General features: G+C 73.1%; 8 protein-coding genes. 5 read left to right on the plus strand and 3 right to left on the minus strand.

The window, feature by feature from the left end:
- Window positions 1–19: 19 nt before the first annotated feature.
- On the plus strand, window positions 20–2,710 hold the full coding sequence (locus ACZ4FV_RS23015) for a hypothetical protein (RefSeq protein WP_465323176.1): 2,691 nt from the start codon (window positions 20–22) through the stop codon (window positions 2,708–2,710).
- Between the two features lie 135 nt (window positions 2,711–2,845).
- On the opposite strand, the gene secA2 is transcribed toward ACZ4FV_RS23015, so the two are convergent.
- Complete coding sequence (gene secA2 / locus ACZ4FV_RS23020; RefSeq protein WP_465323177.1) at window positions 2,846–5,503, minus strand: accessory Sec system translocase SecA2; 2,658 nt, start codon at window positions 5,501–5,503, stop codon at window positions 2,846–2,848.
- Between secA2 and ACZ4FV_RS23025 the strand changes: the two genes are divergently transcribed.
- Window positions 5,502–5,918: an SRPBCC family protein gene (locus ACZ4FV_RS23025; RefSeq protein ID WP_402232911.1), complete on the plus strand. Its 417-nt coding sequence runs from the start codon at window positions 5,502–5,504 to the stop codon at window positions 5,916–5,918. The two genes, secA2 and ACZ4FV_RS23025, sit on opposite strands and share 2 nt — an antisense overlap.
- A 101-nt stretch (window positions 5,919–6,019) precedes the next feature.
- Here the strand turns inward: ACZ4FV_RS23025 and ACZ4FV_RS23030 are convergent, their stop codons facing one another.
- Window positions 6,020–6,910 carry a SigB/SigF/SigG family RNA polymerase sigma factor gene (locus ACZ4FV_RS23030; RefSeq protein ID WP_395863957.1) on the minus strand — a complete coding sequence of 297 codons (891 nt, stop codon included), beginning with the start codon at window positions 6,908–6,910 and terminating at the stop codon, window positions 6,020–6,022.
- Window positions 6,911–7,113: 203 nt separating this feature from the next.
- Window positions 7,114–9,369: a Fe(3+)-hydroxamate ABC transporter permease FhuB gene (gene fhuB / locus ACZ4FV_RS23035; RefSeq protein ID WP_395863956.1), complete on the minus strand. Its 2,256-nt coding sequence runs from the start codon at window positions 9,367–9,369 to the stop codon at window positions 7,114–7,116.
- A 284-nt stretch (window positions 9,370–9,653) separates the two neighbouring features.
- On the opposite strand from fhuB, the gene ACZ4FV_RS23040 reads away from it, so the two are divergent.
- From ACZ4FV_RS23040 to ACZ4FV_RS23050, 3 genes are all read left to right on the plus strand, one after another.
- Window positions 9,654–10,433: a 2,3-dihydro-2,3-dihydroxybenzoate dehydrogenase gene (locus tag ACZ4FV_RS23040; protein ID WP_395863954.1), complete on the plus strand. Its 780-nt coding sequence runs from the start codon at window positions 9,654–9,656 to the stop codon at window positions 10,431–10,433.
- A gap of 150 nt (window positions 10,434–10,583) precedes the next feature.
- Window positions 10,584–11,771, plus strand: coding sequence for an isochorismate synthase DhbC (dhbC, locus tag ACZ4FV_RS23045; protein ID WP_395863953.1), 1,188 nt, complete (start codon window positions 10,584–10,586; stop codon window positions 11,769–11,771).
- Entirely contained in the window at window positions 11,768–13,405 is a 1,638-nt protein-coding gene (locus ACZ4FV_RS23050; protein WP_395863951.1) for a (2,3-dihydroxybenzoyl)adenylate synthase, read from the plus strand. Before dhbC ends, ACZ4FV_RS23050 begins: the two co-directional genes overlap by 4 nt.
- Window positions 13,406–13,408 lie beyond the last annotated feature (3 nt).

Raw genomic sequence — 13,408 nt, forward strand, 5'->3', positions numbered from 1 at the left:
CGAGAGCGGTGGGGATCGAATGACCGAGTGGGCGACGCTGCACAAGCTGATCGAGGCCGAGGACCCGCGCGCGGTCGGCGCGGCCCTGCACGGCCTCGATGCCGCCGGGCGCAAGGCGCTGGTCGCGCCGCTCGTCGCCTATGAACGTGCCGAACGGCGCGGCGGCGCCCGGGCCTGGCGCCGCCGACCCGCGTTGGCCGTGGCGGGCGCGGCGGTACTGCCCGGAGCCGTCCCCCTGGCCGCGTGGCTGGGCCGGAACCCGCTGCGCATGTGGTCGGACGACGTCACCGACGAGGTCGGCGTGGAGCTGGTGATGGCCGCGCTGTCGGATCGGGCGCCGAATTGGCTGACGGTACTGATGACCCACCTGGCCGAGCGGCTGCCCGTGCGACAGGAAGAGCGGCAGCGCTACCTCCTGGTCGAGGCGCTGGCGGCGGCGACCGGGACGCCTCCGCCGCTGAGCGACGGCTACCTGCTGGCCTGGCTCCGCGAGCCGTGGAACAGCACCCTCCTGTCGCCTCCCGGCCCGTCGCTCCCCGCCTCGTCGACCCTTGCCTCGCTGGGGAGTTCCCGGCTGCCCGTCGACCGCGACCGGAGCGCGGCGCTGCTGCTGCGGTTGTTCGAGGTCGACGGGGTGGGCGCGCTCTTCGACCGGTGGCCGACCTGGCCTGCCTCGTTCCCGGACCTGATAGCGCAGGGCCGGGTCGGCCGGGCGGACGTGATCGCCGCGTGTGTCGCCCGACTCGGTCGGCCCGGCCGGCCCACCGAACTTGCGGGCCATCTCCGGGTGTTCGACGCACTGGCCGCCACCCCCGAGGAGATCACCGCACACGCCCGGGAGTTGGTGGGCCTGCTGACGATGGCGCCCGGCTCGGTGGCGAACGTCGCGCTGGCCGCGCTGATCCGGGCCGATGGCGCCGGGGTGCTGCCGGCCGAGCTTGCCCTGGACGCCGTGGGCGCCGCGTGCACCCGGACCGAGAAGAAGATCGTCCGCACCGCGTTGGGGTGGCTGGACACGGTGACCGGGCGCGACCCGGCGGCGCGCGCCGGCGCCGCGCTGTCGGTGCTCGCCGTCACGTTCGCACAGCAGCCGGCGGATCTCCAGCACCGGGCCGTCTCCTCGGCGCTGCGCTGGATCGATCACGCGAACCGTCGGGATCGGGACGAACTGCTGGCCGCTGCCGCCGGATTGCCTCCGGACCAGCGGGACAGGCTGGGCGCCGGGCGCGGTCGGGCCGCGCCGGAGCCGCTGCCACTGCCCGAGTTCGTTCCCGAGGAGATGCCCCCGCCGATCGTGGACCCGATGGAATTGGCGGTCGAGATCGCGGCGCTGTGGCGGCAGTCCCGCGGCGGACCCGACCCGGTCGCGATCGAGCGGGTACTCGCCGCCCTGGTCGCCTTCTCCGCCGCCGATCGAGCGGGATTGCGAACCGCGCTGGAACCGGTCCGCGCGCAATTCCCGTACCTGTCGGGCGAGCTTCCCGAGGTATCCGCCGACGACCCCTACCAACCGCCGCCGTACGCCGACCCGTTGACGCACATGGTCGTCGCGGCCATGGCACCCGCCCGGGGCGGGCCCGCCGACCCCTATCCCGGCGTCGACCCGACACCCGGCGAGCAGCACTGGCGCGCCTTGCTGCACCGACCGAAGTCGACCCCGCTGCACGAGGTGTACGCCCGCCGGCTGCGCGCGATCGCGGTCGGCGTGGCCTATGCGCCCCGGCCGATCCTGCTCTCCGCGCCCACCGCGGTGAACGGCCTGATCGACCCGGGCGCGCTCGTCGATCGGCTGAGCCGCGCGGCGGCCGAGGGATGGCGACCCTGGCCGTTCGACCTGGAGCACGCGCTGCGCCGGCTGCCGATCGATCCGGAGCCCGAACTCGCCTCGCGGGCAGCGGCGTTGGGCACACCCGAGGGCGACCGGGCGGCGCTGCGGCTGGCCGCCGGACACGTGCCCTCGGCCGGGCCGGCGGAGGCCGTGCGGCGCTCCACCGACCGTGGTCGGTACGGGTACCGGAACGCCGAGCCGGTGACCGCGACCCTCGCCACGGTGCCGACCGGGACCCGACTCGGGCTCGGCACACCCGAGCAGTGGCTCCTGGACGGCTACGACTATGAGTCCGTCGCGCGTTGGTCGTCCTGCCTGCCGTCCTTCCTGCCCGTCGATCGGGACCTGATCGCCGCGCACCTGGTACCGCAGTTCGCCCACCGCACCCGGTCCGGACGCGGCGACGGGCACCTGCTCCCGATGCTCGCCGGCGCGGACGGCCCGGTCGGCGTCGGGCTCGCCCTGGCCCTGGCCCACGGCCTCAACGCCCGCGACCGCACCGACCGTACGCACGCCACGGACGCACTGGCCATCCTCGCCGCGCGCGGCCTCCCGGACGGCGCCCACCTCGGCGAGCTGCTGGGCCGGATGACCGCCGACGGCGAACTCACCCTGACCCGCGTCGTCCCGGCCCTGCGCGACCTCGCCGACGCGGGCGCCGCCGAAACCGTATGGGACCTCCTCCGCGCCGCCCTCCCGCACACCCTGGCCGCCACACCACCACCCACCCGCCACGCCGACCTCCTCGAACTGGCCGTCCACGTGGCCGCCACCACCGGCGCCCGAGACCCCATCCCCGGCCTCCCCGAAGCCGCCGCCCCCGGCCCCTCCCGAACCCGAACCGAAGCCCGCCGCCTCCTCACCACCCTGACCGGCCCCTGAGCCCGACGGCCCCGCGCCGGTCCCCTCGCCGGCTCCGGTCGGCGGGCCGGCCCGCCGGAAGGCCGCGGCCGGGCACCACGAGCCTCGGTCGCGCGGCCACGGCCGATCCTCGATCTCGGCCGGGCCCTCGCCCGCTCAGTCCTCCCCGGCGCCGGCGCGCACGCGTTTGGCGATGGTGGTTAGGAAGGGGTCCTCCATCGACGCGAAGGGTTGGTCGTGGATCATGTAGGTCCAGGTGGAGCTGGGGCGTTGGATGTCGGAGCGTTCGGTGTCCAGGCCGGATTCGGTGATGTGGGCGGTGGCCAGGCGGTCGGCCGCGGCGGTTCGGGCGCGGGAGATCAGCGGGACGAAGGCGCGTTGCGTTTCGGCGTGGAACGCGTCGATCGGGTTCTGTCGGCCGAGCGCGCGCAGGTGGATGCCCTCGCGGAGATCGGCGGTGCGGGCCAGGTGCTCGCTCCAGGCCTCGTCCAGTTCGTACAGGAAGAGTTGTCGGGCGGCCTCGGCCAGGACCGATTCGCCCACCGCGTCCAGGAGTTCGGCCCAGCGCTCGGGGCGCAGGTCGGCCAGGACGCGCGCCGCCTCGTCGCCGTGCAGGACGCGGTGGCGCAGTTCGAGCACCTCCTCGCGCTGGAGCCGGAGTTGCCGGTTGTAGCGCCACGTGGTGCGGTGGCCTTCGAGGAGCGCGCCCTCGGCCACCCGCTGGGCCTGCTCGACCCAGCGGCGCACCGAGGCGTCCCGGATGCGGCCGTCGGCCTCCACCCGGGTGGGCCGGGGCGGCGGGTCGAAGGCGTGTCGGGTGATGGATTCGTCGTCCAGGCTGGTCAGGAAGACCGACGTGCCCGGGTCGCCCTGTCGGCCGGCCCGGCCGCGCAACTGGTCGTCCAGTCGGCGGGTGGGGTACCGGCCGACGCCGACGACGAGCAACCCGCCCAGTTCGGCGACCCGTTCATGGTCCGCGCCGTCGATCCCGCCGAGCCGGATGTCCGTGCCTCGCCCGGCCATCTGGGTGGACACGGTGATCGCCCCGATCCCTCCCGCGTCCGCGATGATCGCCGCCTCGCGGCTGTCGTCCCGGGCGTTGAGCACCGCGCAGCGCAGCCCCGACTCCCGCAGCGCGGCGCCGATCTGCTCGGACTTGGCCACGTCCCGGGTGCCGACCAGGATCGGCCGACCGGTGGCGTGGGTGCGCTCGATCAGGTCGATCAGCGCGGCGTCGCGCGACTGTTCGCCGTCGTACAGCCGGTCCGGCTCGTCGATCCGCACGCACGGCAGGTTCGTGGGCAGGTCGCCGGTCTCCAGGCGGTAGAACTCGCGGAGTTGCTCGGCCACGATCACCGCGGTGCCGGTCATCCCGGCCACCGTGGGATAGCCGCCGATCAGGTCCTGCACGATCATCTGGTCCAGCACCTCGCCGCGCGGACCGGCGACCAGGCCCTCCTTGGCCTCCACCGCCGCGTGCAGGCCGTCGGGCCAGCGTTGCCGCTGCGCCACCCGCCCGCGGTTGGCGTCCACCAGGCTGATCCGGCCCTCGCGGACCAGGTAGTCGACGTCGCGACGCAGCAGCACACTCGCGTACAGCGCGACGTTGACCTGGGACAGGCGCGTGTCCATGCCGAGCGCGAACAGGTTGTCCACCCCGAGCGCGCGTTCCACCTCGCTCACGCCCGCGTCGGTGAGGTGCACGGTCATGCCGTCCGCCTCGGCCTCGTAGTGCCGCCCCTCGACCAGGTCCGCGACCACCCGGGCGGCCTCGGCCTCGTCCGGGCCCGAGGCGACGCCGCCGGCCAGGACGAGCGGGATCCGGGCCTCGTCGATCAGCACCGCGTCGGCCTCGTCGACGATCGCCACGTCGGGTTCGGGCAGCACCAACTCCGTGGCGTCGGTGCGCAATCGGTCGCGCAACGTGTCGAAGCCGACCTCACCGACCGCGACGTGCACGACGTCTTGGGCGTAGGCCGTCCGCCGCTGCGCGTGGGTGGCGTCCTGGGTCACATGGGCGACGCGTACGCCCAGGAGTTCGTAGATTGGCCGCATCCATTCCGCGTCGCGGCGGGCCAGGTAGTCGTTGACGGAGAGCACGTGCACCCGCCGGCCCTGCATCGCGAACCCGGCCGCGGCCAACGCGCCCACCAGGGTCTTGCCCTCGCCGGTGGCCATCTCCACCACCGTGCCGCGAAGCAGGCTCAACACACCCAGGAGCTGTACGTCGAAGGCTCGTTCCCCCAACGTGCGATACCCGGCCTCGCGGCCCAGCGCGCACAGCTCGACCAGCGCGTCGTCGTCCCATGCGCCCGCCGCGGCCCGCGTCCGCAGCGCGTCCGCCGCCGCCCGCAACCGCGCGTCGGAGAGTTCGCGCAGCGCCGACTCGCGCTCTGCCGCGCGCCGCACCAGCGGGCGCAGGCTCGTCGGGGCCACCGTTCCGGGTCTGCCCAGGAGGCGACGTACGGACCGGGTGAGAGCACCGGACGATCCCACTGGGCCTCCACTTCCGCGGGCGCGTGCGCACCCGTGTCGTCTTGGGTACGCCGGCCGCCGTGCGATGGGCGTCCACGCCCCACGCCCCGCACCGCGTCCCACGCACCGCGTCCCATGTACCGCGTCCCGCACGCCGACACCATCGCGTCGGCCCACGCCCGGCCCGACGGCTCGGCCCGGTGCAGCCGACCGAACAACGAAGCGAGCCATGCGCCTGTTCCCCCTCGGCGGATCAGGGGCCGACTGGGCTTCGATCCCTGCAAAGATAATCTTTGCGTAGATTAAATGGGCGTACGGGAGACGGAGCGAGTACGTCATGTGGATTCAGGAACACACGGTCGACACCGGGATCGGCGCCGACGCGATCTGGAGGGTCCTGGCCGACGTCGACAGCTGGGCGCGCTGGGACACCTCGATGGAAGCGGTCTCCTTGGAGGGCCCGTTCGAGGTCGGCGGTCATGTGTCGATGACCCCGACCGGACAACAGCCCATCCGCCCGCTGATCGTGGCGATCGAGGAGAACGCGCGCTACGCGGACGAGACCGAGACCGACGGCCTGCGGCTCCGGTTCGGCCATACCCTGACCCGGCTGCCGACCGGCGGCACCCGAGTCGTGCATCGACGGGAGATCACCGATCCGGACGCCGACCGGGTGGGCCCGGAACCGGGCGCGGCCATCACCGCGGACTTCCCGAAGGCGATGGCCGCGCTGCTGAACCACGCGCGGGCCTGAACTCCCGGGCGCGCGCGCCGGTCCGACCCCGCGCCGGCGAGGTCGCCGCGCGGGTACCCGCCGCTGCGGATACCGGACCCGGGCGCCCGCGCGCCCGTCGCTCAGTCGGCCAGGATGTCCGCCCGCAGTCGGGTCAGGATGCGATTGAGCAATCGAGACACGTGCATCTGCGAGATCCCGAGGCGTTCGCCGATCTGGGCCTGGGTCAGCTCCTCACCGAACCGCATCGACACGATGGCCCGGTCGCGTTCCGGCAGCGCGGCCAGCAACGGCTTGAGCACGTGCAGGTTCTCCGCGATCTCGAAGCCGGGGTCGACGAACGAGGACCGGGTGGCGTAACTCTCCGTCGGACCGTCGTCGCCGGCCGGCGCGTCCAGCGACGCGGCCGAGTAGCCGGCGGCGGCGGTCAGCCCCTCGGTGACCTCCTCGACGCTGAGGCCGAGTCGCTCGGCCAACTCGCCGGGCGTCGGCTCCCGGTCGAACTCGCACGTGAACGCGTCCCGGGCGCGGGCCAGTTCAAGCCGCAGCTCCTGAAGCCGGCGCGGCACGTGCACGGCCCAACTGGTGTCCCGGAAGAAGCGCTTGATCTCACCCGAGATGGTGGGGATCGCGAAGGTCGGGAACTCGGTCCCGAACGACGCGTCGAAGCGGTCGATCGCCTTGATCAGCCCGATCGTGCCGACCTGGACCATCTCTTCGGTCGTCTCGTGCCGTGAGCGATAGCGGGCGGCCACGAACCGGACCAGGGGGATGTTGAGCTCGATCAGGGTGTTACGCACGTACTGGTACTCGTGCGTGCCCTCCTCCAACACCCGCAGTCGATCGAAGAGCACCTTGGACATCGCGCGCGCGTCGCTCGCGGTGACCTCCGCCATGTCTTCGACGGCCGGCAGCTCGACAGTCGGCACCTCGACTGTCTCCTCCGCACCGGGAAACGGGAAGCGAGTGGCCTCCACGGCGGCTATGGACGCGGTGTCGGTGCCCGGGTTCATGGTCGACCTCCCCCTCTGTGTCGTGCTTGTCTGTGGCGTACTTGTCTGTGACATACCGGTTTGTGACGTACTGATCCGTAGCCTACTCGTCCGTGTACTGCCCGTCCGCGCCCCACATGGTGCGTGATGAGCGGTGCCCGGCCATAATTGCCCCGCCACTTTGGACGTACACGTGTTCGGCCCGGAAATATCTCAGAACACGTCTACGCGCGGGTCGCGCCGGATCGGCCCAGCAGGACCCAGAGCAGGAACGGTCCCCCGAGCACCGTACTGACCACGCCGACCGGAATCTCCGCGCCGTCCAATAGGACTCGGCCGAGCATGTCGGCCAGCACGATCAGGATGGCGCCGACCAGCATCGATCCGAGGATCGGCACCCGCAGCGGCCCGGCCAGTCGGCCGGCGATCACCGGCGCGGCCAGCGCGATGAAGCCCACCGGTCCGCAGATCCCGACCGCCAGTCCGGCCAGGCACACCGCCGCGATCAGGCAGATCATCCGGATCCGGGCCGGGTCCACACCCAGCGAGGCGGCGGTGGAGTCGTCGAAGCGCAGCACGTCCAGCTTGCGGCCGAGCACGAGCGCGAGCGGGACCAGCACGGCCAGGCCGATCAGTACCGGCCCGGCCACGTCGTAGCCGCGCCCGTTCAGGCTGCCCGAACTCCACACGTACAGCGCACTGGCCGAGTTGAGCGAGCGTCGGGACAGCACCACCTGGGTGATCGCCGAGGCCAGCGCGGACAACGCGAGGCCCACCACCAGGACCCGATACCCGCGTTGGCCCAGGCCGCCGGCGACCGCGGTGACCACCACGACGGCGACCATCGCGCCGATCGGTCCGGCCCACCACGCGCCGAAGGTGCCGCTCGCACTGAACGTGACGGAGATCAGCACGGCCGCGGTCGCGCCGTCGTTGACACCGAGCAACTCCGGGGTGGCCAGCCGGTTTCGGGCCAGGGTCTGGGTCAGACAGCCCGCGACGCCCAGCGCCGCGCCCGCCGCGACCCCGGCGATGATCCGGCCGAGCCGGAACTCCCGGACGAGCAGCACGTCGAAGTGGTCGCCGCGGCCGAAGACCGCGTTGAAGGTGCGAACCAGGCCCAGTTCGCGCTGTCCGGAGTAGACGGACAGTACGACCGCGCCGACCAGGGCGACGGCGAGCACGGTCGTGGTCAGCACGGCCCGGCCGGGCAGCAGCAGCGACAGGCCGCCCCGGCGCAGCACCAGGTGTTCGGGCACCGCGCGCAGCCTGCGCGGCAGTCGGGCGAGCAGCGGCCGGAGCGGCGAGCGACGGGTGTTGCGGGTCACCGGCTCGGCGGTGGCCGGGTCGGTCAGGCCCAGCGCGCCCAGCCGCCGCGAGCGGACCACGCCGATCAGCAGGGGTGCGCCGATCAGCGCGACGATCATCGAGACCGGGGCCTCGAACGGCCGGGACACCACGCGGGCCACCACGTCGGCGGCGGTCAGGACGCTCGCGCCGATCAGCGCCGCGAAGCACAGTTGCGCCGGGATCCGGGGGCCGACCATGGTGCGGGCGAGGAAGCCCGCGAGCAGGCCGAGGAAGGAGATCGGGCCGACCAGGGCCACCGAGGAAGCCGTGAGCAGGGTCACCGCCAACGCGACCAGGACCCGGGTCCACGCGGGGTGGTGCCCCAGGCTGCGGGCCAGGTCGTCGCCCAGGACCAGGGCGGACAACGATCGGGAGGTCAGCAGCGCGATGGCGAACCCGACCGCGAGCACCGGGGACAGAGTGCCGAGCGACTCGAAGCCCTGGATGCCGGCCAGCGAGCCGAGCACCCAGAAGCGGAACGTGTCGTACGTCTCGGCCGAGTTGACGATCAGCACGTTGGTGATGCCGCCGAAGGTCGCGCTCAGCGCCGCGCCGGCGAGCACCAGGCGCATCGGCGAACCGCCGCCGCGCTGACCGGAGATCAGCAGCACGAGCAGTCCGGCCACGGCCGAGCCGGCGAACGCCCAGAGCAGGTAGCCGTATCCGGTCTGCACGCCGACCAGGGTGATGCCGAGTACGACGCCGAGCGAGGCGCCGGCGTTGACGCCGAGCAGGCCGGTCTCGGCGAGCGGGTTGCGGGTGACCGTCTGGAGCAGGCAGCCGGCCGTACCCAGCGCGGCGCCCGCGAGCAGCGCGGTCAGCGTGCGCGGAAGCCGCAGATCGCGGATGACCAGGGTCAGATGGCTGTCCGAGCGCGCGCCGCCCCGGTCGAAGAGGTAGTCGAACGCGCCGCGCGCGCCGACCTCGCCGGCCCCCACCGAGAGCGAGAGCCCGGCCAACACCAGCACGCCGGCCACCAGCACGATCGCCGAGAGCAGCACCGTGCGCCGGCCGTGCGGGTTCCTCGACGGGGCGTCGGGGCGATCGTCCGAGGCGGGCTCGGGCGTCGCGTCGGCGGGGTCGCTCGGGAAACCCGCCGACTTTCCCGGAATCGGCTGATGCACAGTCATAAGGTGAGGCTAACCTAAGAACACAAGGCCCTTCGAGGGGCTCCCGAGCACCCCCGGGCACCCTCCCGGACCCCATCGAGTACCCGTGAACGCGACGCCGAGGCGCCGTCGTCGCAGGCCCCCGAGGGGCGTTTCGAAGGGGTGGGCGCCGGGGGTGGGGCGCCGGTCGGCCACGCGGGGTCGGGTGGCTCGAGGGCGCCCCACCACCATCGACCGTACGTGCGAAGTTAGGTTAGGCTCACCTAAGCCTCGACTCGGGGGCTGTGTTTGCCGAGGGGAATTTCGTGCACCCATCAGACCTCGCCGGCCGCGTCGCGGTGGTCACCGGCGCCGCGCAGGGCATCGGGGCCGCCGTCGTCCGGGCCCTCGTCGACCACGGTGCCACCGTCGCCGCCACCGACCGCGATCCGGTCGGTGTCAAGGCCCTGATGGCCGACGACGACACCGGCGCGGTGGTCGCCTATCCGCTCGACGTCACCGATGGCCCGGCGGTCTCCGCCACCGTGGCCGCGATCGAGCGGCACCTGGGCCCGATCGCCATCCTGGTCAACGTCGCCGGCGTGCTGCACACCTCGCCGGTGACCGAACTCACCGACCGGGCCTGGTCGGACACGTTCGCGGTCAACAGCACCGGGGTCTTCCACACCAGCCGCGCGGTGGCCGGTCCGATGGCCGAGCGCGGAACGGGCAGCATCGTCACGGTCGGCTCCAACGCGGCCGGCATCCCCCGCGCCGGGATGGCCGCGTACGCCGCGTCCAAGGCCGCCGCGACCATGTTCACGATGTGTCTGGGCCTGGAACTCGCGCGCAGCGGCGTGCGCTGCAACGTGGTCTCACCCGGCTCCACCGACACCCCCATGCAACGCGCCCTGTGGACCGACGCGGACGCGCCGCGACGGGTGATCGAGGGCGACCTCGCCGGCTTCCGCACCGGGATCCCGCTGGGCCGGATCGCCGACCCCGCCGACATCGCCGAGGCGGTCGTCTTCCTCGCCTCGGACCGGGCCAAACAGATCACCATGCACAACATGTACGTCGACGGCGGCGCGACGCTGCACGTGTGACGGACCCTCAGCACCCGCGCCGGGCCACGACCCACACCCGTCCCGCCCGGCTCGGCGGGCACCACCCGCACCCCGCACCGCTTCGGCTCGGCGTCCGATCGAGCCGCTCGGACTCCGCGGCATCCCGCCGGAGAATCAAAGGAGCCTCAGGTGACCACCCCAGAAGCCACCGGTCTCGCCACAGTCGGCGCGGCGACCGCGCTGCTCGACGCGTATCGCCCCGGCAGCGCGCGCTTCTTCGCCTCCCCCACCCGCACCCTGCTCACCCACGGCACGCAGACCGAAGTCGAGGACGACGAGCGGCCGTTGGCCACTCGGGTGGCACAGACGCTGGCGGCCGCGAGCCCGGTCGGCGGGCGGAGTGCGATCGTGCTCGGCGCCGTGCCGTTCGACCAGGGCGAGCGCGCCGCGCTGGTGGTCCCGGAGGCGGCGACCTGGGGACCGCCGCTGTCCGCCGACCCGCTGATCGCGCTCGCCGCGCCCGAACCGACCGGCACCGCCTGGGACATCCGCCCGGTGCCCGCACCCGAGGTGTACGAGGCGGGCGTGGCCGAGGCCGTGCGGCGCATGCGCGCGGGCGCGCTCGACAAGGTGGTGCTGGCCCGCACGCTGGAACTGCGCTCGTCCGAACCCCTGGACATACCCGTGCTGTTGCAACGGCTGGCCCGTCGCGACCCGCAGGGCTACACGTTCGCGGTGCCGGGCGTACGGCCCGGCAGCACGCTGATCGGCGCCAGCCCGGAGTTGCTCGTCTCGCGCACCGGCCGGAACGTGCTGGCCAACCCCCTGGCGGGCTCCGCCAAACGCAGCGCCGATCTGGCCGAGGATGTGCGCCGCGCGACCGGCCTGCTCGAATCCGAGAAGGACCTGCACGAACACGCCGTGGTCGTGGCCGCGGTGCGCGCCGCGCTCGCGCCGTACTGCGAGACGCTGGAGGTGCCCGAGCGGCCGACCCTGGTCTGCACTGCCGCGATGTGGCACCTGTCCACCACCGTCACCGGCACCCTTCCGGCGCAGGACCCGGCCTCCGCGCTGGAGTTGGCCTGCGCGCTGCACCCGACCCCGGCCGTGTGCGGCACCCCGACCACGACCGCGCGCCGCGCCATCGCCGACCTGGAGCCGTTCGACCGGGGCCTGTACACCGGCATGGTCGGCTGGGGCGACGCGGACGGCGACGGCGAATGGGTGGTCACCATCCGCTGTGCCGAGGCGGACGCGGACACGCTGCGCCTGTACGCCGGGGCGGGCATCGTCTCGGCGTCCTCGCCGGCGGCGGAGACCGCCGAGACCGAGGCCAAGTTCGGCACCTTCCTGCACGCCGTGGCGGGTCGGCGATGAGCGCCCCGAACTTCGTGCCCGCGCCCACCTGGCCCGCCGAGTTCGCCGAGCGCTACCGGGCCGCCGGGTGGTGGCGCGGCGAAACGTTCGGCGGCATGCTGCGCGAGCGCGCCGCCGCACACCCGGACCGGATCGCGATCGTGGACGGCGACCGCCGCTGGACCTACGCGGACCTGGACGAGCGGGCCGACCGGATCGCCGCCGGGCTGCTCGCCCGCGGGATCGGCCGGGGCGACCGGGTGGTCCTGCAACTCCCCAATGTGGCCGAGTTTTTCGGCGTGGTCTTCGCGCTGTTCCGGATCGGTGCGCTGCCGGTGTTCGCGCTGCCCGCGCACCGCGAGACCGAAATCGCCTATTTCTGCGCGTTCACCGAGGCGGTCGCCTATGTGATCCCGGACGTCTGCGAGGGCTACGACCACCGGGCGCTGGCGAGCAGGGTGCGCGCCGACCTGCCCTCGCTCAAGCACGTCCTGGTGGTCGGCGACCCCGGCGAGCACACCGCGCTGGCCGACGTGGACGGCGACCCGGTGGAGATCACCGACCCGCCCGGCCCGGGCGAACTCGCCTTCCTGCAATTGTCCGGTGGCAGCACCGGCGTGCCCAAGCTGATCCCGCGCACGCACGACGACTACATCTACTCGCTGCGCGGCTCCAACGAGATCTGCGCCGTGGACGCGGACAGCGTGTACCTGTGCGCGCTGCCCGCCGCGCACAACTTCCCGCTCAGCTCGCCCGGCACGCTCGGCGCGCTGTACGCCGGAGCGCGCGTCGTGTTGTGCCCCAGGCCCACTCCCGACGTGGCGTTCGCGCTGATCGAGCGCGAACGGGTGACCATCACGGGCGTGGTGCCGCCGCTGGCGCTGGCCTGGACCGAGGCGGCCCAGCGCGGCGGTTTCGACCTGAGCAGCCTGCGTGTTCTGCTGGTCGGCGGCGCGAAGTTCAGTGCGGAGGCGGCCCGCCGGGTCGCCCCCGCCATCGGTTGCACGCTCCAGCAGGTGTTCGGGATGGCCGAGGGCCTGGTCAACTACACCCGACTCGACGACCCGGAAGAGGTGATCGTCACCTCGCAGGGGCGGCCGATCTCGCCGGACGACGAGATCCGGATCGTCGACGACGCCGACGTGGATCTGCCCGAAGGCGAGACCGGACACCTGCTCACCCGGGGTCCGTACACCATTCGCGGCTACTGGAACGCGCCCGAGCACAACGCGAGATCGTTCACCGAGGACGGCTTCTACCGCACCGGGGACGTGGTCCGCCGGCTCCCCTCCGGCCATCTCGTGGTCGAGGGCCGGGCCAAGGACCAGATCAACCGGGGCGGTGAGAAGGTCGCGGCCGAGGAGGTGGAGAACCACATCCTCGCCCACCCGTCCGTGCACGACGTGGCCGTGGTCGCGGTGCCGGACGCCTACCTGGGTGAGCGCACCTGCGCGTACGTGATCCTGCGCGCCGGCGCCGAACCGCTCAAGCCGGTCGCGATCCGCCGCTTCGTCCGCGAGCGCGGCCTGGCCGGGTACAAGGTGCCCGACCACGTCGAGTTCGTCGAGACGTTCCCCTACACCGGCGTCGGCAAGGTCAGCAAGAAGGACCTGCGTACGGCGATCGCCGCCGGACTGGCCGAACACCGCGACTGAACA

The organism is Embleya sp. NPDC025285 (assembly GCF_055558835.1).

What these genes read in the sequence shown, in the direction of transcription:
- ACZ4FV_RS23015 (WP_465323176.1), top strand. Translation starts at nt 20, where the DNA reads ATGACCGAGTGGGCGACGCTGCACAAGCTGATCGAGGCCGAGGACCCG.
- ACZ4FV_RS23050 (WP_395863951.1), top strand. Translation starts at nt 11,768, where the DNA reads ATGAGCGCCCCGAACTTCGTGCCCGCGCCCACCTGGCCCGCCGAGTTC.
- fhuB (WP_395863956.1), bottom strand. Translation starts at nt 9,369, where the DNA reads ATGACTGTGCATCAGCCGATTCCGGGAAAGTCGGCGGGTTTCCCGAGC.
- secA2 (WP_465323177.1), bottom strand. Translation starts at nt 5,503, where the DNA reads ATGACGTACTCGCTCCGTCTCCCGTACGCCCATTTAATCTACGCAAAG.
- ACZ4FV_RS23030 (WP_395863957.1), bottom strand. Translation starts at nt 6,910, where the DNA reads ATGAACCCGGGCACCGACACCGCGTCCATAGCCGCCGTGGAGGCCACT.
- ACZ4FV_RS23025 (WP_402232911.1), top strand. Translation starts at nt 5,502, where the DNA reads ATGTGGATTCAGGAACACACGGTCGACACCGGGATCGGCGCCGACGCG.